A 24478-nucleotide genomic window follows, 5' to 3' on the forward strand; every position below is an offset into this window, starting at 1 on the left:
TGGCCAGGGTCCAGAGCACCGGCAGGTGGGCCTGGCGGGCACCGCCCAGCAGAGCCGACACCGGCAGCCCCAGGCGCTTGCCCTGGGCGTCGAGCAACGCGGTCTCGAGCGCCGACTTGGCGATGCAATTGCCGCGGGCATGGCGGTTCAAGCGGGCGCGCAGGGCGTTGACGTTGCCGGACGGCTGGCCGACCAGCAGCGGCGCCAGGTAGCTGTCGATGTTGCGCTTGATGCTCTCGGGGCTCTCGGGGCCGTAGGCCAGGCCACCGATGGTGGTGCCCTCGCCCAGCCCCTCGATGCCGTCGCTGTGGCGCATGCGCACGATGACCATCGTCTGGCAGGCCATGGTGGCCATCGACAGCTTGTGCGGCCGAATGGTCGGCAGATCGACCAGATGCGTCTGGATCGCTTCGATACGAATGTCGTTCATGGTGCTCTCAACTCATGCAGGTCGGGACCAGGAAATGGCGTCTCATCAGCTCGAGACGAACTTCTCGAAGAACACGCGGTGCTCACCCACCTCACGCGCCTCGAGCCATTGCTTGGTGGCTTCGATCATCGGCGGCGGCCCGCACAGGTAGGCGTCGAAGGGCTGGGCCAGGAAGTCGAGATCGAAGAGGTCGCAGACCACGCCCTTCTTGCCCTGCCAGGCCTCGGACGGGTTCATCACGATGGTCTCGAAGGCGAAGTCGGGCAGGGTCTCGGTCAAGGCATCCAGGCGCGCCAGCTCGCTGAGGTCCTGCTCCTGGGTCACCCCGTAGCAGAGACGGATCGGCTGGGCGCACTCGCCCTTCTCGGCCAGCTGCTCGAGCATGCCGAGGAAGGCGGAGAGGCCGGTGCCGCCGGCCACCATCAGCAGGGGGGCCTGCACCTCGCGGAGATAGAAGGCCCCCAGGGGCGCCTCCAGGGAGATGGCGTCGCCCACCCTGGCGCGGTCGCGCAGGTAGTCGCTCATCACGCCGCTGGGCAGCAGACGGATCAGGAAGCGCAGCTTGCCCTCCTTCACCGCCGAGGTGGCGAAGGAGTAGGCCCGCCACTCATCGCTACCCGGCACCTCGATGCGCGCATACTGGCCGGGCAGGTACGGCAATGCCTGGGCGGGATCGTCGAGGGTGACCTCGAGGATGGCGGCGGCATCGGAGACCTGCTCCACGGCGCTGACGGTGCCGTCATGCACCTCGGTGGCCACGCTGCAGACGTTGGAGTCGATGTCGAAGTAGAAGGAGGCCTGGCTGGAGCGCAGGCGAGTCTGGCAGGCCAGCACATGCCCTTCGGCGATCTCCTCCTCGGTCAAGGCCTCCTCGTCGATATACTCGACGTCGACGTCGCCGGACTCGCGCAGGCAGCGGCAGGTCCCGCAGACCCCTTCCCGGCAGTCCACCGGCAGGTTGACCCCGTGGCGCTGGGCGGCGTCCATCAGCAGTTCATTCTTGTCGACCTTGACGAAGCGGGTAGTGCCGTCCCGAAAGACGATGGCGGCTGTGTTGTGCATGACTCGCCCTCCAGCGTGATCAGACGTGATAGAAGTCCAGGACGGAATCGATCTTGTCGTTGAGCAGCACGGTGTGCTTGCGGGTGATCTTCCAGTCGTCGCCGTCACCCCGCAGGGTGTAGTCGGCGGTGCCGAAGAAGTGACCGCTCTCGCCGAAGCGATGGAAGTGGGTCACCCAGTTCACCTTGACCTGCACCTGGCCATCATCCCGGGGCGCACAGCGCACGTTGTCGATCAGATGCAGGGTGCGCGGCATCGGCGTGCAGGCCGCCGACTTGCCGGTACGGATTCGGAACACCCGATCCTCGATTCCGGTGCGGTCGGCGTAGTACATCAACGACATCTCACGCTTGGGGTCGGACGTGATCTCGTGCTCGCCCTTCCACTGGGGAATATGGAACTCGCACTCCGGGGCGAACTGGTCGAGATAGGCGTCCCACTCCTGGGTGTCGCAGTATTCGGCGACCCGATAGAGGAACTGCTCGATGGATTGCTGCTGGCTCATGACTTACACCTCCTGGAGCTTGAGTGCTTTCTTCTCGAGGCCCGCGAGCAGCAGTCGCTGCCAGGTGCCGTGCTGGTTGACGTAGAGCCCCTCGTGGGTGAACTCGGTGCCGATGATCACCGGCTTGATACCGAGCACCTGGCTGTTGTGGGTCTCGCCGTATTCCCAGCTCTGATAGCCCCGGGAGATGTCGTTCCACTCGGTGGCCCGCGCCTCGAAGCCGCGCTGCTGCTCGCGGAACTCCACCAGGTCGTCCGGCGTCCCCATGCCGGAGACATTGAAGAAGTCCTCAAACTGACGGATGCGGTTCTCGCGGTCGGCGTCGGACTCGCCCTTCACGCCCAGGCACAGGCTGATCACCTCGGTCTTGTTCCAGGCCACCGGGCGCACGATGCGCAACTGGGAGCTGATCTGGTCCATGAAGAACAGGCTGGGGTAGATGTTCAGGTTGCGCAGGCGGTGCATGGTCCACTCGGCGCGCTCCTGGGGATGCTGCTCGAGCAGGCGCGGCATCACCGTGGCGTAGCCGGGGCGCACCTGGGGGTTGGGCATGTCGCTGAACAGCAGGCTGTGGCCGTTGGCGAAGGAGAACCAGCCGTCATCGGTGTCCTTGTCGCCGGCACCCAGCTTGCTGTAGTCGAGGGTGTCGCCGCTGCTGCCGTGCTGCTGGGCCTCCAGCTCGCGGCGGTGCTGCACGGTGGAGACGTAGTTGTAGTGCACGGTGCTGACGTGATAGCCGTCCAGGCCGTTCTCGTTCTGCAGCTTCCAGTTGGCGTTGAAGGTGTAGCGGGACTCGCCGGGCAGCACCTCGAGCTCACCATCCTTCGCCTGCTCCACCATCATGTCGAAGAACAGCTTGGTGTCGCCGAGGAACTCCTCGAGGCTGACGGTGGACTCGGTGTCCAGGCTGATGAAGACGAAGCCACGGTAGCTTGCGATCCGCGCCTGGCTCAGGCCACGGCTGGCCTTGTCGAAGTCCTGGGGGTATTCGCCGGGGGCCTTGACCTTGACCAGGCGACCGTCGGACTTGTAGCACCAGGCATGGAACGGGCAGGTGAAGGTGGACTGATTGCCCTTGCAGACCCGGGTCAGGGTGGCGCCGCGGTGCTGACAGGTATTGGCCAGTGCCCGCAGCTCGCCCTTGCCATCGCGGGTGATGATCATCGGCTGGCGACCGGCCTGCATGGTGATGAAGTCGTGGTTGTTGGGGATCTGGCTCTCGTGGCAGGCGAAGATCCACTGCTTCTCGAAGATCAGTTCCATCTCGAGATCGAACAGCGCCTCGTCGGTGAACATGTCCCGCGCAACGCGAAAGACGCCATCGTCGGGGCGAAAGTCGATACAGTTCTCGACGAACGCCTGCCAGTCGGGGAGGGAGCGATATGCTGTCATCGGTCGTTACCGTCTTGTTGCTTGTCTTGGTACGACCTACCTTAGGCATCCCCCCCTGGGGCCACTATGCGGTTATTGGAGGAAGGCTATGCACTTTTTCGCCACCCTCGAGGAAGCATGCTAACCAACTGATATTTATATGTTTTAACGACACTGTACGACCAAAGAGAAAGGCACCGTCGCCGGAGCGAACGGTGCCTTTTCGAGCCCTTATGCACGTCTTGAATCAGAATGGCAGACTCGCCTTGAGCCACAGCGAATCCCCCTGGGGACGATTCTCGACGCCGAACTCCCGCTCATACTTGAGGGTCACGAAAGCCCCCTGGCCGTTATCCCACTTCAGCGATGGACCGATGGCGAAGGCCTGGCCCCGATTGCCGATATCGACCCCATTGAGCCTGTCATCCGTCACCTGGCGATAGGCATAGCCGCCGATACCCGCCACCCAATTGGGATGCACACCGTAGCCCAGGGCATAGTCGGCATGCAGCTCCTGACCGGATCGGTAATTGGTGTCACTGTTCTCGAAGTTGTAGTCATACATCAACTTGAGATCCCAGTTGATCCCCCCGGGATCGACATGGGAAATCGCATAGACCCCCTGTACCGTCCAGTAGTTACGGCCGATATTCGCCAGCCTTCCCGTATCGTAGCTGCCGGTGGGGGCGATCACGTCGATACCGAACGCACTATGCAGGCTGGCGCTGTGGTGATAGGCCAGCGCCATGGTGAGATCGACGTCTCCGAGACCTCGGTCGCTGTCGTGCTGGCCATTCACGGTGACGTCCAGATCGACCAGCGGAAAGAGCCCGGCGAAGGCCAGCTGACCGCCCCAAAGGGTCTGCTCCGTGACCCAGAGCAGCCGCGGGGCCACCACATTGGCGCGCAACCGGAAGTCGATGGGCAGGCGATTGCCCTGGCCATCCCGGAACTCGTCAGCGGCATAGTGATTGGCATAGAGCAGCGGATAGACCCCGGGGGGCGGCAGGGCTCCCATCAGGAAGTTCTCGGCGCCCATGGGGTAGCTGGAGCCACCCCCTTCGGTGGCCTGGGCCGTCGCCGTGAACAGCAGGGTCAGGCCGGCGACGCCGGCCCTCAGCGATGCGTGATAGTGAGTCATGGGGTTATTACTCATGGCTTGTTGTTGTTTTCGCGTGGAGCCGGCCAGCCGGGCCGGACCCGCGCTAGTCGGGTGGTCAGGCGATGACGCGTTGGAAGCTCCCTTGATAGAACACCAGCGGCTCCCCCTCCTCGGTGTCGAAGCGCTGCACACGTCCGACGATCAGCAGGTGATCCCCGGCGATACGGGTGAACTCGACGCGACACTCGAGCCGGGCCAGGGCCCCCGCCAGCAGCGGCACCCCGTGGGCGTTGGCGTGATGCGCGACCCCCGCGAACTTGTCCTCCGCCGACCGGGCGAACTGCATGGCCAGCTCATCCTGATGCGCGCCGAGGATATTGACCGCGAAGGGTCGCCCCTCGGCGAAGGCCGCCAGATTGGGCGAGCTCAACACCAGGCTCCAGAGGATCAGTGCCGGCTCCAGGGACAACGACGAGAAGGAGTTGGCGGTGATGCCGACCGGCGCCCCCGTCTCGGTGGTCGAGGTCACCACGGTGACGCCGGTGGCGAAACGCCCCAGGGTATTGCGCAGGGCCCGACCATCCAGCACCTCGGAAAACTCGCTGGCATTGCCCCGTGCCGGGGCGGGTGCAGTCATGTTGGTCATGATCAAGCCCCCTTCTTCAGGTGAATGTTGACGAAGTGATCGCAGGCCTGGGCATCCAGCCACCAGGGCAGGTAATCGGGAGGGTTGTCGAAGCCATTGGCCAGCACCGAGGCCAGCGCCGGCGAGTGCTGTGCCGCTCCCAGCAGCTCGAGGATGTGTTCGGCGGGCGGCAGCAGCAGGCTGTTGGTCCAGTTCACCACGTCCTTGGCATAGCGCCAGTAGGTCTCGAAGGTGGCCTCCATCCAGGCGGTATCGAAGGGCGCCTCGCCCCGGGCCAGGATGGCGTCCAGGTAGACACGGCTGCACTTGGCGCCGTTGTTGGAGCCCTGACCGGTGATGGGATCGTTGACCACCAGGGCATCGGCGATACCCAGTACCCGGCGACCGGAAGGCAGGGTCGCCACCGGCTTGCGCACGGTGGGCGGAAAGCGGCCGGCGAGAATACCGTTGTCGTCGCTGAGCTGTACGTCCTTGCAGCGTTCCGCCTCCCAGGGGGCATAGGTACGGATCAGCTCGAGGCTCTTGGCTAGATGCTGCTCGGGGGTCGATACCTCCTGCCAGCAGTCCATCGGGCCCCCGGGGATACCCTCGAACACCATGATCTCGCAGGGGCCGTTGAGGGTCAGCGCCGGGAAGACGAAGTACTCGCCGACGCCCGGGATCAGGTTGAATGCCACCCGCGAATAGGGCTCCTTGGGTTCCATGCCCTGCACATAGGTCAGGGCCAGGGCCCGCTGGGGCTTGTCGAAGCGGGAACGTGACTCGTCGCGCTCGAACAGGCGCACGATATCGCCCTTGCCGGCGGCCACCAGCACCAGGTCATGGCTGGCGGCCAGCTCCTCCAGGTCGTCGATGCCGGCATCGCGGATCACCAGCTCGCCACCCAGGCGCACGAACTCCTCCATCCACACCGGCATCTTGAGCCGCTGATCCACCGACTGGGCCGGTCGATCCAGGGGAGCGGCCCAGTCGATCAGCTTGGCGCCGGGGCGCTCGGGATCGGGCACCGTCATGCCGATGCCCTCCACCGGCGGGCAGTCGCTCTCCCAGAAGTTCAGCCCCAGGTCGCGCTCGGTCTGCAGTGCCTGGTCGAACATGCACTGGCTCGACATTACGCGACCCTGGCGGATCTGCTCGCCGGTGCGATTGGATAGCAGGGTCACCTGATAGCCCTGCTGCAGCAGACCGATGCCGGTCTGCAGGCCGGACTGGCCGGCCCCTACGATTGCGATACGTCGGGTCATGATGATCTCCATCATCGATTGTTGTTGTTCCAGCCGGACGGCTGGTCCAGGGTTGGCTCAGTCGGCCAGGCGGGGAATCGCCGGCACGCGCTGCTCGGGCCCCAGGGCCGAATAGCCGCCGTCGACCGCATAGTCGGCGCCGGTGACGAAGCTGGCCTGGTCCGAGCAGAGGAAGCGCACCACTGCCGCCACCTCCTCCGCGTCGCCAAGCCGGCCGAGCATATGGAAGTCGGCCGCCACCCGGTCGGCCTTGTCGCGGTCGCCGCCGCAGACCTCGTCGATCACCCGGGACCAGGTCCAGCCGGGCGAGACCGAGTTGACGCGTATGCCGTCCGTGGCGAAGTCCAGTGCCATACTGCGGGTCACATGCTTGATGGCGGCCTTGCTGGCCGGGTAGAGCCAGCGCCCGGTCTGGGCGGCCTGGGCCGAGATGCTGCTGAAGTTGACGATGGCGCCGCCGCCGCGCTTCACCATCGCCGGGCGCACCGCCTTGGCGGCCATCACCGCGCTGACGAGATTGACATCCAGCGCCTTGAGCCAGTCGGCCCGAGACGACGCCTCGCCCTCGTCGAGGTAGCTGCAGGCCAGGTTGATCAGGCAGTCGATGCCACCGAAGTGCCTCTCGACCTCGTGGACGGCGGACGCCAGCTGGTCGTCGGAGGTGATGTCGGTTTCGATGAAGAGCCCCTGCTCACCGAGACGATCCGCCAGCACGGCACCGGCCTTGGCATCGATATCGAGCAGGGTGACGCTGGCGCCGGCGGCGACGAAGGCCTCGGCCACGGCGGCACCGATCAGGGTCGCGCCGCCGGTGATGACGACGCTGCGGTTGTTGAAATCGTTCATGGCTTTCCCCTCCTCTCGTTACCGGCCGTCGCTCTCCGCCCACCTCGCCATCAGGCGGTTGGACGGCAGCGTCTCGTCCAGCAGCTTGGCGGCGGTTTCCCGACCGGCCACCGGCAGACCGGTGGGGTCGAGCACCCCGATCTGCACCAGCAACGAGGCCTGATCCCAATAGATATGCTCGTGGTAGAGCTTGTCGCCGCGGAACTTGACGATCGCCACCAGGGGAATCTCGACCTGCTTGCCGGTCGGGGCGATGCCCGGCAGCAGCCAGTCGATCTCCCGATCATGGGTGAAGCAGAACAGCAGCTCATCGACGATCTGGGTCTCGCCGATGGTGCGCGAGAGGGGAATCAGGGTGGTGTCATCGGGATTGCTGTCGACGAAGTGGTGCTTGTAGAAGCGGTACAGGTCCTTGTAGCCGACGCCGCCGGTGAGGGTCGGGATATGGTTCACATAGGGCTCGGCCACCATGGTGGCCATGGTGTCGTCCACGTTGCGGGTGGAGAACTCGTACTCGCAGTGCTTGTCCCACAGGGCCGAGAGGTCATAGTGGGGCCCCATGGCCTTGCGGAAGGCGGCCACCGAGCGCTGGTGCGCCATCAGCGCCGCGGGCTTGTCATAGTGCTCGGAGCGAGGCCGTGCGAAGGCGTGATCCACCCCCGGATAGAGGTAGAGCTCGATGGCGTCGCGCTCGCCGAGGGCGGCCTGGATCTCCTGGCGTGCCGCGGCGGGGCAGTATTCATCCTGCTCGGCGAAGTGCAGCACCAGCCGGCCGCGGATGTTCACCGCCTCGTCGAGGTGATTCTCGATGCCCATGCCGTAGTAACCGACGGCGGCATCGACATCGCAGCGGCAGGCGGTCAGATAAGCCAGCCGTGCACCGAGGCAGAAGCCCAGCGCCCCCACGGCGCCCGTGCACTCGGGCCGAGAGCGAAGCGTCTCGATGGCGGCGGCGATATCCTCGATGCCCAGATCCTGATCGAAGCCCTGGTAGAAGCCGAAGGCCCGCTGCCACTCCTCGGGGCCGTATCCGAGCTCGATGCCGGGCTCCTGACGCCAGAACAGATCCGGCGCCAGCACCACATAGCCCTCCTCGGCGTAGTAATCGGCGATCTCGCGAATGGTGGCGTTGACGCCGAAGATCTCCTGCAGCAGGACGATACCGGGGCCGCTGCCCGAGGCCGGCAGCGCCAGATAGCCACTGAAGCTGCCGCTACCATCCGCGGCCTGGATCTCGATGGAAGTACCCATGTTCATGCCTCCTGGTGTTGTTCCTGGATTGCGGAAATCCACACCACCACCTTAGGCAAGGGCCTTCCTGTCACACGATCCGCTGAATGCAGCGGTTATCCGTTCCGTGCAGAAAGTGCATTGACACGACTTGGATCAGGAGATCGAGCCTTATACTGGAAGACACAAGCAAGACACACCCGCTCGGTTGAAGCGGGTAACGACAATAACTAGAGAAGCTCCCCATGACTTCGAAAGACCGTCTACCCGACTGGCTCAGGTCGGCGTTGCTGGAGGACGACCACCGACTCGTGTTCAGTTCGCAGACCCTGGAGGAGACCCAGGAGAGAGTCTCCGATGTCTTCAAGCCGCATCGACTGGATCCCCTGGGGAAAAGCGGCGCCCTGGAGGCGCGCTTGCACTCGGTTGGATTGGGCAAGGTGTCGTATCACCGGCTGGCCTACGGCAGTGACGTGCAGATCGACCCCGAGCGACTCGAGCGCTTCTACCTGATCCAGATGCCCCTGCGTGGCCAGGCCGAGATAGTGAGCGATCAAGACTGCATCACCTCGGGCCAGACACTGGCCTCGGTGCTCAACCCGACGGCGCGCGTCAAGATGCGCTGGAGCCACGACTGCGACCAGCTCATGCTGCGTATCGATCGAGAGGCCATGGAGCTGGCGTGCAGCCGCCACCTGGGTCATCCGCTGCGCGCGCCACTATGCTTTCATCCGCAGCTCCATTGGCGGGCTGAGCCCTGCTGGTACAACCTCATCGCCTACATCACCCGGCTGCTGCATGAGTCGCCCCAAGCCACCAGAGAGCCACTGATCGCCCCACAGCTCGAGCAGCTCATCATCACTACCCTGCTGACGGTACAGCCCCATAGCTACAGCGATGAGCTTCACCAGGGCGACCGGCGTTTGGCTCCGCGCCACGTCAAACGGGTCGAAGAGTATATCGAGGAACACGCCCAGGAGCCGCTGACACCGGCCCAGCTGGCCGCGGTAGCGGGTGTCAGCCTGAGGACGCTCTATACCGGGTTTCACGATTTCCGGTACCAGAGTCCGATGGAGTACCTGCGTAATGTGCGGCTGCATAGGGTAAGAGAAGCCCTGCTGGCAGATGATGGCAGTGGCTCGATCACCGAGATCGCCATACGCTGGGGCTTTACCCATATGGGCCGCTTCAGCCAGATCTATCGCATGACCTTCGGCGAGCCTCCCAGCGAGACCCGGCGCCGCGCCGGCCAGTGACGGCTTCAGGGATGCGACAGGAAGCGGCTTTGTCTCAACGCCGATTGGCGGTATCTTCTATGGAACTGGTCATTGCTTGATCAGGGTGGCAAAATGAGCCCACCAGTTCGCAATGCGTACCCAAGAACGTTATGCGAACATTGGCCTCGACCGTCTCTCCACGGCCATCGTGATGGCCCGACGACAACCACACCCGACGGCGAGGCAAGGAGGAACCATGACCGTATCCCCTGCCCCGACACGACAGCAGATCGCTGCCGAGTTCCAGAACCCCGACTCGGCCTGCCGCTGGATGAGTGGCGTCAATGGCCCCCATCGCCTCGAGGTGCCGCGCCCCCGAGAGCTCAGCTTTCGTCACCAGGGCACCAGCCTGGGCAACGTCTCCATTGGCATCATCGAATACTCGACTCCCGTCCATATCGATATCGCCGACCTGACCCACAGCTACAGCATCAGCCTGCCCCTGCGCGGTTCCCAGAGCTTCGAGCTCCGGGGCAACGCCTTCGGCTCCGACACCGGGGTGGCCGCCATCATCTCGCCCAGCCAGCCGCTGCAGCTGAGCATGGACGAGAGCTGCCGGAAGCGGCTGGTACGGCTGTCGCGCCAGGCCATCGACCACAAGCTCGCCCAGTTGCTGAGGCGGGAGCTGCTGCGCCCGGTGATCTTCGATCCGCGCATGCCGCTGAGCGGCACGGTGCAGGAGTGGTGGCGCATGGTGGCCAACCTCCAGGAGATGCTGGATGCCGAAGGCTCGCTGTGCGACCTGCCCGAGGTGTGGAGCAACTTCGAGAACTCGCTGATCACCAGCCTGCTCTACACCCAGCCCCACAACTACTCGAGCGAACTGCTCGACCGCCAGCAGGGCCGCCCGGCCTATCTCGCCCGCCTCGAGGCCCTGTTCCGGGAGTCCCTGGACCGCCCCCTGGGCCTGGCCGACCTGGAGCGGGCCGCCGGGGTCTCCCGGGAGCGCCTCTATCGCGACTTCCATACCCACTACGGGGTCTCGCCCATCGCCCACTTCCGCCAGCTGCGCTTCGACCATGTGCGCCAGCAGTTGGAGCAGGCCGCTCCCCACGAGAGCGTCTCCAGTATCGCCATGGACTGCGGCTTCCAGCAATTGGGGCGCTTCTCCCAGGAGTACAAGGCGCGCTTCGGCGAGCTGCCTTCCGAGACCCTGAAGCGAACCACCCAAGCCCAGCTGCAGTAGCCCACGAGCAGCCGCCCCCGCCCGCGTCTACGGGGACACTTCCCGCTACCAGGGCGGACGAGCGTGGCGTGTTGCTCCTCAGGTCCCGCAGAAGGTGCGGAAGACCCGCTCGCTGGGCGGAGCCGGCATGGCGTAGGCCTCGCGGCCGGGCTGCTCCGCGAAGGGGCTGGCGAGTACCTCGCGCAGCGCCTCGAAGGGGCCGAAGTCGTCGTGCTCGGCCGCGGCGGCCAGCGCCTCCTCGACCTTGTGGTTGCGGGGAATATAGGCGGGATTCACGGCACGCAGGCGGGTGGCGATGCCGGCCGTGTCCAGGTCCTCCCGCGCCCATCGCGCGCGCCAGCGGGGCAGCCAGGCACGGATGGGCTCGTCGCGCTCGAACAGCTCGAGCAGTGCCGGGGCGTCCGTCTCCAGCGCCTCGGCCAGACGGCGGAAGGCCAGGGTGAAGTCGGCGCGCCCGGCGTGCATCGCCTCGAGGAGGCCCTCGGCCAGCTCGCGATCCTCGGCCTGCTCCGTGGCCAGGCCGAGCTTGGCGCGCATCACGGCGAGCCATTCACGCTCGTACCGCTCGGGGTAGGCCTGGATCAGCGCGGTGGCGAGCTCCACCGCCCGCTCCTGGTCGGCGTCGATCAACGGCAGCAGGGTCTCGGCCAGGCGGGCCAGGTTCCACTGGACGATCCACGGCTGGTTGGCGTAGGCGTAGCGACCGCCCTCGTCGATGGAGCTGAACACGGTGCGCGGATCGTAGGCTTCCATGAAGGCGCAGGGGCCATAGTCGATGGTCTCGCCGGAGATCGTCGTGTTGTCGGTATTCATCACCCCGTGGATGAAGCCGACGCTCATCCACTTCGCCACCAGCGCCGCCTGGCGCCGGGCAACGGCTTCCACTAGCGCCAGGTAGCGCCCGGCCTCGTCGACATCCGCCAGCTCGGGCCCGAGTAGTTCAGGATAGTGCCGCTCGATGGCCATATCGGCCAGGGTGCGGATCGCCTCCACGTCGCCACGGGCGGCGAAGTACTGGAAGGTGCCCACCCGCAGGTGGCTGGCGGCCACCCGGGTCAACACGGCGCCGGGCTCGGGCACGCGCCGGAAGACCCGCTCGCCGGTGGTCACCGCCGCGAGCGCCCGGGTGGTGGGAATGCCCAGCCCATGCATCGCCTCGCTGACCAGGTACTCGCGCAGTACCGGCCCCAGCGGCGCGCGACCGTCGGCGCCCCGGGAGAATGGCGTGCGCCCGGCCCCCTTGAGCTGGATGTCGCGCAGCCGACCATGGCGGTCAGTCACCTCGCCGAGCAGCACCGCCCGGCCATCGCCCAGCCGCGGCACGAAGGTGCCGAACTGGTGGCCGGCGTAGGCCTGGGCCAGCGGCTCGGCCCCCGGCGGCACGGCGTTGCCGCCGAACCACTCGGCGACCTGGCGCTCATCGAAGGCGTCGAGGTCGAAGCCGAGCTCCTCGGCCAGCGGCCGGTTGAAGGCCACCAGTCGCGGCTCGAGCACCGGCACGGGATCGAAGCGCTCGAAGAAGCGTTTCGGCAGGCGGGCATAGCGCAGGGTGAACTCGGGAAACATGGCGGCTCCGGTCGGCGGCTGAAGCACAGCAAGGTGGATGAATACCCGAGTATAACGCTAAGGCTTTGACGCTTCGAGCCGCCCCGGGTCGGCCACCGGACTCCCCTGCACCGCCGATTTCGTCCTGCCCGTCGCCACGAGTCGCGGTAGACTCCTTCCATACGATCACGCGACGCCGATCGCACCGGCAGGAGCCACGACGATGAGCAGCGAAGCAGTCGACTACTACCGCCCCCCGTCCAGTGACGCCCTGGGCCTGATCCGCATCCGCGCCAGCGCCGCCGGCCTCACCGAGATCGACTTCGTCACCGAGCGGGACGAACCGCCGCGCCCCGACCCGCTGACCGATCAGGCCCGGGAGCAGCTCGCCGAGTACTTCGCCGGCACCCGCCGTGACTTCGACCTGCCGCTGGCACCCCAGGGCACCGATTTCCAGCGCCGGGTGTGGGCGGCACTATCAGGCATTCCCTTTGGCGAGACCCGCAACTACGCCGAGATCGCCGAGCAGCTCGGCTGCAAGGGCGGCCAGCGCGCGGTGGGCGCTGCCAACGGCCGCAACCCCCTCGCCATCGTGGTGCCCTGCCACCGGGTGATCGGCAGCGACGGCCGCATGACCGGCTACGCCGGGGGCATCGGCCGCAAGCAGTGGCTGCTGGCCCACGAGGCGGGCGAGGTGCCGATGCTGCTGGGGTGATCACGCGAGGGGCTACCGGGCAGCGACGCCGCCGGCGGCCTGTTCACGAGAGACATCGAAGCGCCGCACGCTGGCCACGAAGTCGCTGAAGCGCTCCCCCTGGATCAGCACGTGCTCGCGCAGGGTGCGCTCGGCACCCGGCGCATCGCCCCGCTCGATCGCCTCGACGACCGCTCGATGCTCGCTCAGCGAACTCGTCATGCGCTGGCGCACCTGCAGCTGCAGTCGGCGATACGGTTTCAGCCGCTGCTTGAGCTGCCGCGCCTCCCCGGCCAGGAAGCCGTTGTGGCTGGCCGCGTAGATGCAGTCATGGAAGGCCTCGTTCTCGTAGTAGTACTCGTCGGTGTCCCCCGCCGCCGCGGCCGCCTCGCAACGCTCGAGGGCGCCCCGCAGGGCGTCGAGTTCCGGCTCGCTGATGCGCCGTGCCGCCAGGCGACCACACATGCCTTCCAGCTCGGCCATGACCTCGAACATCTCGATCAATTGTTCGATGCCCACCCGCGCCACGAAGGTGCCCTTCTTCGGCGACACGGTCACCAGGCCACTGGCCACCAGTTGCTGGATCGCCTCGCGCACCGGAGTGCGGGACACCTCGAACTCCCGGCAGAGCGCCTCGGGATCGAGCCGGTCGCCGGGGGCACGACGTCCATTGATGATGTCGTCTTCCAGGGCGTCCCTCAGCCGCTGGGCATTGGACCGTTTCATGCCGTTCTCCTCCATCTTCCCTGCGCCCGCCGGCCATCCGCACCGACGCACCTGCCACCTTTGTCTAACTCTGCAGAATTGACACTAGTATAGCCAAGGGGCTATTGAAGTATACATCAGCAACGCTGATGGACATATCAACTCACAACAACAATGTTACTGGAGATGCCATGAAACGCTCACTCACTCCGGTCATCGCCACCACGGCGCTGGCTGCCCTTGCCTTCGGCAGCGTCGCCTCGGCCCAGACCGTGCTGCGCGCCTCTCACCAGTTCCCCGGTGGCCAGGGGGACGTGCGCGACGAGATGGTCCAGGCGATGGCCCGACACGTCGCCGAGGCCGACGTGGGCCTCGAGATCCAGGTCCACCCCGGCCAGTCGCTGTTCAAGGCCAACGAGCAGTGGGGGGCGCTGGTGCGGGGGCGCCTGGACATCACCTCCCTGCCGCTCGACTACGCCAGCGGGCGCCATCCCGAGTTCTCCGCCACCCTGATGCCCGGCCTGGTCCGCAACCATGAGCACGCGAAGCGCCTGAACGACTCCGACTACATGGACATGATCAAGGAGGTGATCCTGGAGGGTGGCGCCCGGGTGCTGGCCGATGCCTGGCTGTCGGGTGGCTTCGCCTCCAGCGAGCGCTGCATCACCTCGCCTGACACCGTCGCGGGCCAGAACTTCCGTGCCGCCGGTCCGGCCTTCGAACAGATGCTGGAAGCCGCCGGCGCCTCGATCGCCTCGATGCCCTCATCGGAAGTCTACACCGCCATGCAGACCGGGGTGCTGGATGCCGCCAACACCTCCTCCATGTCGTTCATCTCCTTCCGGCTCTACGAGCAGGTCGAATGCCTGACCGAGCCGGGCGACTTTGCGCTGTGGTTCATGTACGAGCCGATCCTGATCTCCGAACAGGTCTGGCAGGGCCTGAACGAGGAGCAGCAGGCCGCCCTGATGGCAGCCGGCGAGGCCGCGGAGGAGTTCTTCGCTGCCGAGGCCGCGGCCATCGACCAGCAGATGATCGAGGTCTACCAGGAGAACGGGGTCGAGGTCGTCAGCATGTCCGAGGAGGACTACAACGCCTGGCTCGAGATCGCCCGGGAGACCTCCTACAAGAACTTCGCCGAGAAAGTGGAGAACGGCCAGGCGATCATCGACGCCGCCCTCGCGGTCGAGTGATGCCCTGACACCACAACGGGTTGCACGGCCATCCCAGGCGGGTGGCCGCCTTCCACCTCATGCGCAACCACCTTCCCGAGGGAACCATGGCCACTTCAACCACTCATGACATCGCCGCGCGAGGCGGCCCCCTCGGCGGCTATATCCGCCTGATGGATCGTCTCTCGCGCGCCACCGCCTACCTGGCCGGCTTGCTGTTCATCGCCGGCGTCGTCGTGATCTGCCATATGGTCTTCGTGCGCTATGTGCTGGGCATGAGCTCCAGTTGGCAGACCGAGTTCACGGTCTTCTCGGTCACCGCCGCCATGCTGCTCGGCAGCCCCTACGTGCTGATGACCGGCGGCCATGTCGCCATCACCATCCTGCCGGACGCCCTGGGCGGTATCGGCCGCAAGCTGATGCTGCTCGTCGCCTCGCTGATCGGGCTGGGCTTCTGCGCGGCGCTGGCCTATGCCTCCTGGATCTACGTCTGGGAAGCCTGGGAAGGCGGCTGGACCACCGGCACGGTGTGGAATCCCCCGCTCTGGCCCGCCCTGCTGCCGATGGCCGTGGGCACCACCCTGCTGACCCTGCAGTACATCGCCGAAATCCTGCGCGGGGAGGGCTGAGCATGGATCCGATCACCCTGGGTATCATCGTCGCCGTCGCGCTGATCGTGCTGATGGCCATCGGCACGCCGATCGCCTTCGCCCTCGGCGGGGTATCGCTGGCCGCCCTGATCTACGATCGCGGCCTGCCCGAGCTGACCTACTTCGGCGAGACCTTCTTCGACCGCATCGCCGAGTTCGGCTTCGTGGCCATCCCCATGTTCATCCTGATGGGCGCCGCGGTGGCCTCGTCGCCCACCGGACGCGACCTCTACCGCTCGCTGGACCTGTGGATGGGCCGGCTGCCGGGCGGCCTGGCGGTGTCCAACATCGGCGCCTGCACCATCTTCTCCGCCCTGTCCGGCTCCTCGCCGGCCACCTGTGCCGCCATCGGCAAGATGGGCATACCGGAGATGCGCACCCGCGGCTACCCGGATGGCGTGGCCGCCGGCTGCATCGCCGCCGGCGGCACCCTGGGCATCCTGATCCCCCCCTCGGTAACCATGATCATCTACGGGATCTCCACCGAGACCTCGATCGGACGGCTGTTCATCGCCGGCGTGGTGCCCGGCTTCATGCTCGCGGGCCTGTTCATGATCTGGACCATGATCGCCTGTCGCCTGGCGGGGGGCTACGACAACCCCATGGCGCAGGCCGCCGTGCACGTAAAGGAGAACATCCGGGCCAACGTCGATGCCAACCTCAAGGCGATGATCCGTGTGTTGCCCTTCCTCGCGGTGGTGGCGGGCATCCTCTTCGCGCTCTACGGCGGGGTGGCCACGCCCTCCGAGGCGGCCGGCGTCGGCGCCTTCCTGTGCCTGGCCCTGGCCATCGTGATCTACCGCATGTGGCAGGTCGGGCCGATCAAGCTGATCATGCGCGACTCCCTGCGCGAGAGCGTGATGATCATGCTGGTGATCGCCTGCGCCGAGGTGTTCGCCTATGCGCTCTCCTCGATGTTCATCACCCAGACCGTGGCCGCCGCCATCGCCGACCTGGAGGTCAACCGCTGGGTGCTGATGGGCGTGATCAATCTCTTCCTGCTGGTCGCCGGCTTCTTCCTGCCGCCGGTGGCGGTGATCGTGATGACCGCGCCGATCCTGCTGCCGATCATCCTCGCCGCCGACTTCGACCCCTACTGGTTCGCGGTGATCCTGACCATCAACCTGGAGATCGGCCTGATCACCCCGCCGGTGGGCCTGAACCTGTTCATCATCAAGAGCATCGCCCCGGACATCTCGCTGCGCAACATCCTGATGGGGAGCCTGCCCTATGCCCTGTGCATGGCGCTCGGCATCCTGTTGCTGTGTTTCTTCCCGGGTATCGCCCTCTGGCTACCCAACCTGATCATGGGCTGAAAGGAGCCGCGTCATGAACATGACCTTCCTGCAGGAGCTGTTCAACAGCATCACCCAGCGCGACGCCCTGCTGCGCCGGCGCCAGGGCGACGTCGCCGCCCCGGACCACGCCCAGCTGATCGCGGCCTGCCATGCCCTGCTGGCGAGCGACGGCGAGGCCTCGAGCATCGCGCTCGCCAGCCGGGCGCTGGCCATGTACCGCCGGCTGGACGAGACGGAGAAGCAGCGCTTCTTCGAGGGGCTGGCGATGGAGTTCGCCGCCGAGCCGTCGGCCATCGACGCGGCCTATGCGGCCTATCGCGAGGCCCGCGACAACGCCAGCCTGCAGGCGCTGTTCGAGGCCTGCGAGCCGCGACGTCAGGAGCTGTGCCGGCGCCTCAACCTGGCCAGCGACGGGACCTACGAGCTGGTCCGCATGCGCGAGGACCTGCTGGGGTGGCTGCGCGACCGGCCCCACCTGGGCGCCATCGATGCCGATTTCGCCCACCTGTTCGGCTCCTGGTTCAACCGTGGCTTCCTGGTGCTCAAGCGCATCGACTGGAACACCCCGGCCTCGATCCTGGAGAAGATCATCCGCTACGAGGCGGTGCACGAGATCCAGGACTGGAACGACCTGCGCCGCCGGCTCGACGCCCGCGACCGCCGCTGCTTCGCCTTCTTCCACCCGGCGATAGGCGACGAGCCGCTGATCTTCGTCGAAGTGGCCCTGCACCGGGGCCTGCCGGAGCAGATCCAGCCGATCCTGGCCGGCGACCACCACGAGATCGACGACCCCGAGTCGGCGGATACCGCCGCCTTCTTCGGCATCAGCAACTGCCAGACCGGCCTGCGCGGCATCTCCTTCGGCAACTTCCTGATCAAGCAGGTGGTCCAGGAGCTCAAGCAGGAGCTCCCCCAGTTGAAGCACTTCGTGACGCTCTCGCCGGTGCCCGGCTTCGCCCGGTGGCTGGCCGACCGTCGCGACGACGAAACCCTGCCGGCGGAATTGCGCACGGCCCTCGCCGAGCTCGACGCCCCCGACTGGCACCGGGATGCGCGGCTCGCCGAGCGCCTCGGGACCACGATCAGGCCGCTGGCCGCCCGCTACCTGGTCGAGGAGAAGAACGCCCGTGGGCTGCCGCTCAACCCGGTGGCCCGCTTCCACCTGGGCAACGGCGCCGAACTGCACCGCATCAACTGGCTGGGCGACGTCTCGGCCAAGGGACTGGAGCAGGGCGCGGGCCTGATGGTCAACTACCTCTACGTGCTCGACGACATCGAGCGCAATCACGAGAACTACACCGCCAATGCCACCGTGGCCCATTCGGGGGAGGTCCGCGACCTCGTCCGCAAGGCCAGGAAGCTGGCCAAGGGAGAGACCGCCAAATGAGCCACAACCTCTTCGCTACCTTCGCCGAGCGCATGCGCGAGCGCGGCGATGCGGACTTCATCACCACCCACGGGGGGCGCGGCTACTCCCATCGCGAGGCGCTGGCCGCCAGTGCCCGGCTGGCCGGGGCCCTCACCGTCCTGGGCGTGACCCCGGGCGACCGGGTGGCGGTGCAGGTCGACAAGAGCCCGGAGGCGATCCTGCTCTACCTCGCCTGCCTGCGCATCGGCGGCGTCTATCTGCCGCTCAACACCGGCTACACGGGCGAGGAGATCCGCTACTTCCTCACCGACGCCGAACCGGCGCTGTTCGTCTGCCGACCGGCCAACGCCGGGGAGGCCCGCACCATCGCCGCGGACACCGGCTGTCCGACGGTGGAGAGCCTGGGCACCGCCAGCGACGGCAGCCTGATGGAGGCGGCCGCGTGCGCCGAGCCCCGCGACGACATCGTCGCACGCGGCGAGCACGACCTGGCGGCGATCCTCTACACCTCGGGCACCACCGGGCGCTCCAAGGGCGCCATGCTCACCCACCGCAACCTGGGCTCCAACGCGGCGACCCTGGTCGAGGCCTGGCACTTCGGCGCCGACGACCGGCTGATCCACGCCCTGCCGATCTTCCACACCCACGGGCTCTTCGTGGCCTGCAACGTCACCCTGATGGCCGGCTCCAGCATGCTGTTCCTGCCGAAGTTCGACGCCGACGTGATCTTCGAGGAGCTGCCCCGCGGCACGGTGATGATGGGCGTGCCGACCTTCTACACCCGCCTGGTGGCCGACGACCGCCTGACCCCGGAGGTGACCGCCAACATGCGCCTGTTCGTCTCCGGCTCGGCCCCGCTCACCGCCGAGACCCATCAGGCCTTCGAGGCGAAGACCGGCCACGCCATCCTCGAGCGCTACGGCATGACCGAAACCAACATGAACCTCTCCAACCCCTACGACGGCGAGCGCCGCGCCGGCACCGTGGGCATGCCGCTGCCCGGCGTGGAGTACCGCATCACCGACCGCGACACCCACGCGCCCCTGCCCCGGGGCGAGATCGGCATGCTCGAGATCCGCGGCCCCAATGTCTTCGCCGGCTACTGGCGCATGCCCGAGAAGACCCGCGAGGAGCTGCTCGAGGACGGCTTCTTCGTCACCGGCGACCTGGCGATGGTCGACGAGCACGGCTATGTACATATTGTGGGTCGCGACAAGGACCTGGTGATCTCCGGGGGCTACAACGTCTACCCCAAGGAGGTCGAGCAGGTGATCGACGAGCTCGACGGCGTCCACGAGTCCGCGGTGATCGGCCTGCCGCATCCGGACTTCGGCGAGGGCGTCACCGCCGTGGTGGTGCCGGAAGGCGATGCCCACCTGGACGAGGTGCGGGTGCTCGACCACCTGCAGGGCCGGCTGGCGAAGTACAAGCAGCCCAAGCGGGTCTTCTTCGTCGACAGCCTGCCACGCAACACCATGGGCAAAGTGCAGAAGAACCAGCTGCGCCAGCAGTTCGAGGACACCTATCGATGACGACCGTCACCTACTACTACACCCACGTCTCGCCCTGGAGCTATCTGGGGCACGCCCGCCTGGGCGAGATCGCCGCACGCCACGGCGCCAGCGTCGACTACGTACCGCTCACGCTCGGCGCGATCTTCCCCAGGACCGGGGGTCTGCCGCTGGCCAAGCGCGCCCCGGAGCGCCAGGCCTATCGCCTGGTGGAACTCAAACGCTGGCCGCAGCGCCTGGGGATACCGCTCAACGTGGAGCCCAAGCACTTCCCCACCGACGACCGCCCGGCGGCACGCCTGGCGCTCACCGCCAAGGCCCGGGGGCACGATATCGCCGAGCTCTCGCTGGCGCTGATGCGCGCCTGCTGGGCCGAGGAGCGCGACATCGCCGATACCGCCACCCTGGTGGCGGTCGCCGAGGCCTGCGGCCTGGATGGCCGGGCCCTGCTCGAGGAAGCAGAGAGCGGCGCCGGCCAGCAGCGCCTCGACAAGGCCTGCCAGGCCGCGCTGGCCGATGGCTGCTTCGGCGCACCCTGGTACGTCGTCGACGGCGAGCCCTTCTGGGGCCAGGACCGCCTGGAGCTGGTCGAGGACGCCCTGGCCCGCTGAGGGGCCGGTGGCACGGACTGCATCATGGGTATGCCCCCCAGCCATGGACGAAGCCTCATGAAGATCGTGATCCCCGACGACTATCAGGACTGTGTTCGCACCCTGGACGCCTTCGGCAAGCTCGCTGGCCACGAGGTCACGGTGTTCAACGACACCGTGACCGACCTGGATGCCCTGGCCGAGCGCTTCCAGGACGCCGAGGCCCTGGTACTGATCCGCGAGCGCACGCCGATCACCGCCGAACTGCTGGCGCGGCTTCCCCGGCTCGAGGTGATCAGCCAGACCGGCGGTGGGGCCGCGCACGTCGACATGGCGGCCTGCCGTGAACGTGGCATCACGGTGATGGCCGGCACCGGTTCGCCCTATGCCGCCGCGGAGCTGACCTGGGGCCTGGTGCTCGCCGCCATGCGCCATATCCCCGAGGAGACCGCCAACCTCAGGGCCGGGCGCTGGCAGCGCACCCTGGGCACCGGCCTCAAGGGCCGCACCCTGGGCATCTTCGGCTATGGCCGGATCGGCAGCCTGGTGGCCCGCTACGCCCAGGCCTTCGAGATGCACGTGCTGGTGTGGGGCCGCGACGGCACCCGCCAGCGCGCCGGCGAGGCCGGCCTCGAGGTCGCCGCCAGCCAGGACGAGCTGTTCGAGCGCGCCGACGTGCTGAGCCTGCACCTGCGCCTCAACGACGCGACCCGCGACATCGTCACCGCCGACCACCTCGCCCGCATGAAGCCGAGCGCGCTGCTGGTCAACACCAGCCGCGCCCCACTGATCGAAGCCGGTGCCCTGGAAAGCGCCCTGCGCGCCGGACGCCCCGGCCGAGCCGCCGTGGACGTCTTCGACGCGGAGCCGGTGAGCGCCCACCCCATGCTCGAGTTGCCCAACCTGCTGGCCACCCCCCACCTCGGCTATGTGGAGAGGGACAGCTACGAGCTCTACTTCGGCGATGCCTTCGACAACCTGCTGGCCTTCGCCGCCGGCGAGCCCGTCAAGAACCTGGCGTCCTGAGCCCCGGGGAAGCGCAAGGAGAAACAACCACGACGCCGGGGTGAGAGGAGCCCCGCGTCCTGGTCATTCATGGTGCTCGTCTGGCGGCCCGGCCTGGTCTGGCGGGAACACGCCGGCGCCGCGTGGCTGATTGAGCTGCCCGAACGGCACATGCACCGACGGCAGGATATCGCTGGTCGCCGACAGGTGGGAGGCCTGGTCGTCGAAGAAGATGTGCGGCTTGATGATGCCGAGGACGTGCTCCTTGGCGATGCCGCCGAGGAAATAGGCCTCGTTGACGGTCACGCCCCAGCTGCGCATGGTGTGGATGACCCGCTCATGGGCCGGCGCGTTGCGGGCGGTGACGATGGACACCCGGACCTTGGGACGATAGGCGCCCTGCGTCTCCTCTTCGCGCCGCTTCTCCAGCGTCTGGATGTGGGCCAGCTTGCGTAGGAACGTGGCCAGCAGGCCCGCCTCGGCCGGCACCCGGGCGTTGGTCCGCTCGTATTCGCGAAACGCCTCGATGCCCTGCTGCTGGTAGATGGTTTCGGACTCGTCGGTGACCAGCACGCCGTCGAAGTCGAAGGCGATGCGCAGCTCCTCCTCGTCGGTCAGATCGAGATCGCCCGACGACAGCACCTGGCCCGCCGGGTGACCCGCCAGGATCGCCTGGTCGACATCCTGGCGATTGGCCGACAGGAAGAGGCTGATGTTCAACGCCGGGATGAAGCGGTGAGGATAGCGCCCCTGCAGGAAGACCGCCCGCGTGATGCCCAACTCATGGTGCTCGATCGACTTCATCACACGCAGCCCGGTTTCCGGATCGTTGCGCGAGAGCAGCATCACCTCGATCGGGGGGTTGTCCGGGCTCAGCTCGTTCAACGACAGCAGGCGCTTGATGAACGGAAAGGCCACCCCGGTGCCCAGCGGCTCGTCCTCGTTATCGCGCTGGTAGATGCGATAGGCCGCCTCCCCCTGCTCGCGAAACACCCGGTCGGACTCCGCCAGGTCGAAGAGGGCGCTGGACGCCAGTCCGATGACCAGGCGTTCACTGAGATCGTAGGGCATGGTCGTCCTCGTCATCGGGGGGTGGGATACCCTTCAGGCCGGCCGTTCCAGTTCGAAGCGGTCGGTGGTCCTGGCATAGTCGCTGCCCGCCATGCGCCCCACGGGATGCAGCCCCGCGATATCGACATGGCGGCCGTTCCAGATCGCATCGTCGACATGGATCGACACCACCTCGGCGAGCACCAGGTTGCCGGCCAGCGGCTGATCGCCGAAGCGGATGATCTCGCGCAGCCGGCAGCCGAAGGCCACCGGCGCCTCGGCCACCCGCGGCACCGAGACGCCCGGCATCACCGCCTTCTCCAGCCCCGCCAGGGCGAACTCGTCCTCGCCGTGGGCCACGCTGGCACTGGTGGCGTTGAGCGCCCCGATCAGCCCCTCGCCGCCGATATGCACCACGCACTCGGGCACGGCGCCCAGGTTGAGGATCGTGTCCTTGGGACGCCCCTCGCCGTTGAGCAGCGGCGAGAAGCCCAGCACCGGCGGCGCCACGCTGACCACATTGAAGAAGGAGAACGGCGCCAGGTTGGCATTCCCCCGGGCGTCCAGGGTCGAGACCCAGGCGATCGGCCGGGGGCAGATGCTGCCCGTGAACAGGCGGTAGATCTTGCCCGGGTTCAGTCCATGCTCGTCCAGCAGGTAGTCGCTCATCTCGGGTCTCTACTCCGGTCGTGGCCTTGTCATGACATCGATGGTACCCCCTCACGCGGGTGTTCGCCGAGCCCGCCGATGCGACAGCAGGAACATCCCAGTCGTCGCAGACGCGATCAAGCATTCGCCGCGGACAGGATCCATTCTTCTCCTCGGGGCCCGGCGTTCGCCGGGCCCGCGCAGGGAGTAAATGGACATGGTCACTCACAGACTGGCATTGATGGGGTTGCTGGGGTCGCTGTTGATACCGGGTGTCGCCTGGGCAGAAGATGGGGAACCCTTCCGCGAGCGCAGGATGCAGGAAGTGCGCTACGAGACCTCGGCCCCGCAGCATCGCGGTAGCGGCTTTTCTCGGCTGGATACCGACGGTGACGGCAGGATCACGGCCTCCGAGGCCGCCAACCGGCCGCTGCCGGAAGCCTTCTGGATACTGGACAGGAACCAGGATGGCGCCCTGACGCCGCAGGAGTATCGGTATCGGCCGCAGTGATTCACCGGTTAACAAGAAGCGGGTGCCCATGGCACCCGCCTTTCGTTATTGCCCCTTGGCGGGACACAGGCGACGACGACGCCTCACCCGGACGGCACTATAGTTAATCCATCGTCGGGAACCGATGGCCATGCGGGGAGGGAGCATGATCGTCGAAGAGCAATCGTGTCGCCTGGGCACCGACAGGCCCCGTGGCGGCCTGCAGGCCGTCGCTCGCCTGCCACCGCGGCAGCCCGGCGTCGTCGTGCTGGACAGGCAGGCGCTCGATCCGGACGCTCTCGGCCATCTACTCGGCGAGTTCGCCGATGCGCCCATCATCGTGATCCTCGGCCCCGGCGAGAGCTTCCGCCGCGTGCAGCAGGCCCTGCAGACCGCTCTGTTTTCCTCTTCCGGCTCCGCCAACGATGCCTCCCCGGCGCCAGACTGGACGGAGCTAGCCCACCATGGTGGGCTCGCCGACTGGCAGGTCCGGCGCCTCGAGGCCTATATCGACGCCCACCTGGACGAGACCATCCATGTCCGTGACCTGGCCGCCATTGCCCGCTTGAGCCTCGGCCACTTCGCCCACGCCTTCAAGCAGGCCTTCGGCGAACCGCCGCTGGCCCATGTCACCCACCGGCGCCTGGAGCTCGCCTGTGCGCGGATGCTGGCCGGCGACGAGCCGCTGTCGCGGATCGCCCAGGAGTGCGGCTTCTGCGATCAGTCGCACTTCACCCGCCACTTCCACCGCGCCATGGGTATGGCCCCGCAGCGCTGGCGGCGCCTCCACGCCCCCGGCCCGGGATGAGCGGACGGAACGCCCCTCTCGCCGCTGCGTAACCCCGCACGCCC

At 67.0% G+C, this 24478-nt stretch carries 25 protein-coding genes; 12 read left to right on the plus strand and 13 right to left on the minus strand.

Features of this window, described 5'->3' with window-relative positions:
• The 9 genes from C1H66_RS18920 to C1H66_RS18960 all read right to left on the minus strand — a co-directional run.
• On the minus strand, nt 1-430 hold a 430-nt coding region (locus C1H66_RS18920; protein WP_479723839.1), incomplete at its 3' end, for an enolase-like domain-containing protein.
• A 45-nt stretch (nt 431-475) separates the two neighbouring features.
• Nucleotides 476-1492 carry an anthranilate 1,2-dioxygenase electron transfer component AntC gene (gene antC, locus C1H66_RS18925; protein WP_102629432.1) on the minus strand — a complete coding sequence of 339 codons (1017 nt, stop codon included), beginning with the start codon at nt 1490-1492 and terminating at the stop codon, nt 476-478.
• Nucleotides 1493-1511: 19 nt separating this feature from the next.
• Entirely contained in the window at nt 1512-1997 is a 486-nt protein-coding gene (gene antB, locus C1H66_RS18930; RefSeq protein ID WP_102629433.1) for an anthranilate 1,2-dioxygenase small subunit, read from the minus strand.
• Between the two features lie 3 nt (nt 1998-2000).
• Nucleotides 2001-3389: an anthranilate 1,2-dioxygenase large subunit gene (antA, locus tag C1H66_RS18935; protein ID WP_102629434.1), complete on the minus strand. Its 1389-nt coding sequence runs from the start codon at nt 3387-3389 to the stop codon at nt 2001-2003.
• A 226-nt stretch (nt 3390-3615) separates the two neighbouring features.
• Nucleotides 3616-4509, minus strand: a complete 894-nt coding sequence (locus C1H66_RS18940) for a SphA family protein (protein WP_102629435.1) — start codon at nt 4507-4509, stop codon at nt 3616-3618.
• A gap of 76 nt (nt 4510-4585) precedes the next feature.
• Nucleotides 4586-5116 carry a flavin reductase family protein gene (locus C1H66_RS18945; RefSeq protein ID WP_205738698.1) on the minus strand — a complete coding sequence of 177 codons (531 nt, stop codon included), beginning with the start codon at nt 5114-5116 and terminating at the stop codon, nt 4586-4588.
• A gap of 2 nt (nt 5117-5118) precedes the next feature.
• Nucleotides 5119-6360 carry a styrene monooxygenase/indole monooxygenase family protein gene (locus C1H66_RS18950; protein WP_102629563.1) on the minus strand — a complete coding sequence of 414 codons (1242 nt, stop codon included), beginning with the start codon at nt 6358-6360 and terminating at the stop codon, nt 5119-5121.
• A 57-nt stretch (nt 6361-6417) separates the two neighbouring features.
• Nucleotides 6418-7206 carry an SDR family oxidoreductase gene (locus C1H66_RS18955; RefSeq protein ID WP_102629436.1) on the minus strand — a complete coding sequence of 263 codons (789 nt, stop codon included), beginning with the start codon at nt 7204-7206 and terminating at the stop codon, nt 6418-6420.
• Between the two features lie 18 nt (nt 7207-7224).
• Nucleotides 7225-8457 carry a dienelactone hydrolase family protein gene (locus tag C1H66_RS18960; RefSeq protein ID WP_102629437.1) on the minus strand — a complete coding sequence of 411 codons (1233 nt, stop codon included), beginning with the start codon at nt 8455-8457 and terminating at the stop codon, nt 7225-7227.
• Nucleotides 8458-8681: 224 nt separating this feature from the next.
• Here C1H66_RS18960 and C1H66_RS18965 point away from each other — a divergent pair, with 224 nt between their 5' ends.
• Both C1H66_RS18965 and C1H66_RS18970 read left to right on the plus strand, forming a co-directional pair.
• Nucleotides 8682-9692, plus strand: coding sequence for an AraC family transcriptional regulator (locus C1H66_RS18965; protein WP_102629438.1), 1011 nt, complete (start codon nt 8682-8684; stop codon nt 9690-9692).
• 217 nt (nt 9693-9909) lie between these two features.
• Nucleotides 9910-10899 (plus strand): AraC family transcriptional regulator, encoded by a 990-nt coding sequence (locus C1H66_RS18970; RefSeq protein ID WP_170064185.1) that lies wholly within the window; start codon nt 9910-9912, stop codon nt 10897-10899.
• 78 nt (nt 10900-10977) lie between these two features.
• Here the strand turns inward: C1H66_RS18970 and C1H66_RS18975 are convergent, their stop codons facing one another.
• A complete protein-coding gene (locus C1H66_RS18975; RefSeq protein WP_102629440.1) occupies nt 10978-12465 on the minus strand; it encodes a protein adenylyltransferase SelO in 1488 nt (495 codons plus the stop codon).
• Between the two features lie 202 nt (nt 12466-12667).
• On the opposite strand from C1H66_RS18975, the gene C1H66_RS18980 reads away from it, so the two are divergent.
• On the plus strand, nt 12668-13159 hold the full coding sequence (locus tag C1H66_RS18980) for a methylated-DNA--[protein]-cysteine S-methyltransferase (protein WP_102629441.1): 492 nt from the start codon (nt 12668-12670) through the stop codon (nt 13157-13159).
• Nucleotides 13160-13171: 12 nt separating this feature from the next.
• On the opposite strand, the gene C1H66_RS18985 is transcribed toward C1H66_RS18980, so the two are convergent.
• The gene (locus tag C1H66_RS18985; RefSeq protein WP_102629442.1) at nt 13172-13864 is read right to left on the minus strand and encodes a GntR family transcriptional regulator; all 693 of its coding nucleotides are present in this window, start codon (nt 13862-13864) and stop codon (nt 13172-13174) included.
• A 170-nt stretch (nt 13865-14034) separates the two neighbouring features.
• Here C1H66_RS18985 and dctP point away from each other — a divergent pair, with 170 nt between their 5' ends.
• The 7 genes from dctP to C1H66_RS19020 all read left to right on the plus strand — a co-directional run bounded on the left by dctP (nt 14035) and on the right by C1H66_RS19020 (nt 21459).
• Nucleotides 14035-15036: a TRAP transporter substrate-binding protein DctP gene (gene dctP / locus C1H66_RS18990; protein WP_102629443.1), complete on the plus strand. Its 1002-nt coding sequence runs from the start codon at nt 14035-14037 to the stop codon at nt 15034-15036.
• An 86-nt stretch (nt 15037-15122) separates the two neighbouring features.
• Complete coding sequence (locus C1H66_RS18995) at nt 15123-15644, plus strand: TRAP transporter small permease subunit (protein ID WP_102629564.1); 522 nt, start codon at nt 15123-15125, stop codon at nt 15642-15644.
• A 2-nt stretch (nt 15645-15646) separates the two neighbouring features.
• Complete coding sequence (locus C1H66_RS19000; RefSeq protein WP_102629444.1) at nt 15647-16981, plus strand: TRAP transporter large permease; 1335 nt, start codon at nt 15647-15649, stop codon at nt 16979-16981.
• A gap of 13 nt (nt 16982-16994) precedes the next feature.
• The gene (locus C1H66_RS19005) at nt 16995-18350 is read left to right on the plus strand and encodes a malonyl-CoA decarboxylase (protein WP_102629445.1); all 1356 of its coding nucleotides are present in this window, start codon (nt 16995-16997) and stop codon (nt 18348-18350) included.
• The gene (locus C1H66_RS19010) at nt 18347-19864 is read left to right on the plus strand and encodes a malonate--CoA ligase (protein WP_102629446.1); all 1518 of its coding nucleotides are present in this window, start codon (nt 18347-18349) and stop codon (nt 19862-19864) included. The genes C1H66_RS19005 and C1H66_RS19010 overlap by 4 nt, the downstream gene beginning before the upstream one ends.
• Nucleotides 19861-20454, plus strand: a complete 594-nt coding sequence (locus C1H66_RS19015) for a 2-hydroxychromene-2-carboxylate isomerase (protein WP_102629447.1) — start codon at nt 19861-19863, stop codon at nt 20452-20454. Before C1H66_RS19010 ends, C1H66_RS19015 begins: the two co-directional genes overlap by 4 nt.
• Before the next feature lie 57 nt (nt 20455-20511).
• On the plus strand, nt 20512-21459 hold the full coding sequence (locus C1H66_RS19020) for a D-2-hydroxyacid dehydrogenase family protein (protein ID WP_102629448.1): 948 nt from the start codon (nt 20512-20514) through the stop codon (nt 21457-21459).
• Nucleotides 21460-21522: 63 nt separating this feature from the next.
• Here C1H66_RS19020 and C1H66_RS19025 read toward each other — a convergent pair whose 3' ends face one another.
• Nucleotides 21523-22509, minus strand: a complete 987-nt coding sequence (locus C1H66_RS19025; protein ID WP_102629449.1) for a 5'-nucleotidase — start codon at nt 22507-22509, stop codon at nt 21523-21525.
• Nucleotides 22510-22542: 33 nt separating this feature from the next.
• Nucleotides 22543-23157: a flavin reductase family protein gene (locus C1H66_RS19030; RefSeq protein ID WP_102629450.1), complete on the minus strand. Its 615-nt coding sequence runs from the start codon at nt 23155-23157 to the stop codon at nt 22543-22545.
• Nucleotides 23158-23353: 196 nt separating this feature from the next.
• On the opposite strand from C1H66_RS19030, the gene C1H66_RS19035 reads away from it, so the two are divergent.
• Nucleotides 23354-23647: an EF-hand domain-containing protein gene (locus C1H66_RS19035; protein ID WP_170064186.1), complete on the plus strand. Its 294-nt coding sequence runs from the start codon at nt 23354-23356 to the stop codon at nt 23645-23647.
• Between the two features lie 145 nt (nt 23648-23792).
• On the plus strand, nt 23793-24434 hold the full coding sequence (locus tag C1H66_RS19040; RefSeq protein ID WP_170064187.1) for a helix-turn-helix domain-containing protein: 642 nt from the start codon (nt 23793-23795) through the stop codon (nt 24432-24434).
• Nucleotides 24435-24478: the final 44 nt, after the last annotated feature.

The sequence above is a fragment of the Halomonas heilongjiangensis genome, from assembly GCF_002879645.1.
Taxonomy (GTDB): domain Bacteria; phylum Pseudomonadota; class Gammaproteobacteria; order Pseudomonadales; family Halomonadaceae; genus Halomonas; species Halomonas heilongjiangensis.

What these genes read in the sequence shown, in the direction of transcription:
- antC (WP_102629432.1), bottom strand. Translation starts at nt 1,492, where the DNA reads ATGCACAACACAGCCGCCATCGTCTTTCGGGACGGCACTACCCGCTTC.
- antB (WP_102629433.1), bottom strand. Translation starts at nt 1,997, where the DNA reads ATGAGCCAGCAGCAATCCATCGAGCAGTTCCTCTATCGGGTCGCCGAA.
- antA (WP_102629434.1), bottom strand. Translation starts at nt 3,389, where the DNA reads ATGACAGCATATCGCTCCCTCCCCGACTGGCAGGCGTTCGTCGAGAAC.
- C1H66_RS18940 (WP_102629435.1), bottom strand. Translation starts at nt 4,509, where the DNA reads ATGACTCACTATCACGCATCGCTGAGGGCCGGCGTCGCCGGCCTGACC.
- C1H66_RS18945 (WP_205738698.1), bottom strand. Translation starts at nt 5,116, where the DNA reads ATGACCAACATGACTGCACCCGCCCCGGCACGGGGCAATGCCAGCGAG.
- C1H66_RS18950 (WP_102629563.1), bottom strand. Translation starts at nt 6,360, where the DNA reads ATGACCCGACGTATCGCAATCGTAGGGGCCGGCCAGTCCGGCCTGCAG.
- C1H66_RS18955 (WP_102629436.1), bottom strand. Translation starts at nt 7,206, where the DNA reads ATGAACGATTTCAACAACCGCAGCGTCGTCATCACCGGCGGCGCGACC.
- C1H66_RS18960 (WP_102629437.1), bottom strand. Translation starts at nt 8,457, where the DNA reads ATGGGTACTTCCATCGAGATCCAGGCCGCGGATGGTAGCGGCAGCTTC.
- C1H66_RS18965 (WP_102629438.1), top strand. Translation starts at nt 8,682, where the DNA reads ATGACTTCGAAAGACCGTCTACCCGACTGGCTCAGGTCGGCGTTGCTG.
- C1H66_RS18970 (WP_170064185.1), top strand. Translation starts at nt 9,910, where the DNA reads ATGACCGTATCCCCTGCCCCGACACGACAGCAGATCGCTGCCGAGTTC.
- C1H66_RS18975 (WP_102629440.1), bottom strand. Translation starts at nt 12,465, where the DNA reads ATGTTTCCCGAGTTCACCCTGCGCTATGCCCGCCTGCCGAAACGCTTC.
- C1H66_RS18980 (WP_102629441.1), top strand. Translation starts at nt 12,668, where the DNA reads ATGAGCAGCGAAGCAGTCGACTACTACCGCCCCCCGTCCAGTGACGCC.
- C1H66_RS18985 (WP_102629442.1), bottom strand. Translation starts at nt 13,864, where the DNA reads ATGAAACGGTCCAATGCCCAGCGGCTGAGGGACGCCCTGGAAGACGAC.
- dctP (WP_102629443.1), top strand. Translation starts at nt 14,035, where the DNA reads ATGAAACGCTCACTCACTCCGGTCATCGCCACCACGGCGCTGGCTGCC.
- C1H66_RS18995 (WP_102629564.1), top strand. Translation starts at nt 15,123, where the DNA reads ATGGCCACTTCAACCACTCATGACATCGCCGCGCGAGGCGGCCCCCTC.
- C1H66_RS19000 (WP_102629444.1), top strand. Translation starts at nt 15,647, where the DNA reads ATGGATCCGATCACCCTGGGTATCATCGTCGCCGTCGCGCTGATCGTG.
- C1H66_RS19005 (WP_102629445.1), top strand. Translation starts at nt 16,995, where the DNA reads ATGAACATGACCTTCCTGCAGGAGCTGTTCAACAGCATCACCCAGCGC.
- C1H66_RS19010 (WP_102629446.1), top strand. Translation starts at nt 18,347, where the DNA reads ATGAGCCACAACCTCTTCGCTACCTTCGCCGAGCGCATGCGCGAGCGC.
- C1H66_RS19015 (WP_102629447.1), top strand. Translation starts at nt 19,861, where the DNA reads ATGACGACCGTCACCTACTACTACACCCACGTCTCGCCCTGGAGCTAT.
- C1H66_RS19020 (WP_102629448.1), top strand. Translation starts at nt 20,512, where the DNA reads ATGAAGATCGTGATCCCCGACGACTATCAGGACTGTGTTCGCACCCTG.
- C1H66_RS19025 (WP_102629449.1), bottom strand. Translation starts at nt 22,509, where the DNA reads ATGCCCTACGATCTCAGTGAACGCCTGGTCATCGGACTGGCGTCCAGC.
- C1H66_RS19030 (WP_102629450.1), bottom strand. Translation starts at nt 23,157, where the DNA reads ATGAGCGACTACCTGCTGGACGAGCATGGACTGAACCCGGGCAAGATC.
- C1H66_RS19035 (WP_170064186.1), top strand. Translation starts at nt 23,354, where the DNA reads ATGGTCACTCACAGACTGGCATTGATGGGGTTGCTGGGGTCGCTGTTG.
- C1H66_RS19040 (WP_170064187.1), top strand. Translation starts at nt 23,793, where the DNA reads ATGATCGTCGAAGAGCAATCGTGTCGCCTGGGCACCGACAGGCCCCGT.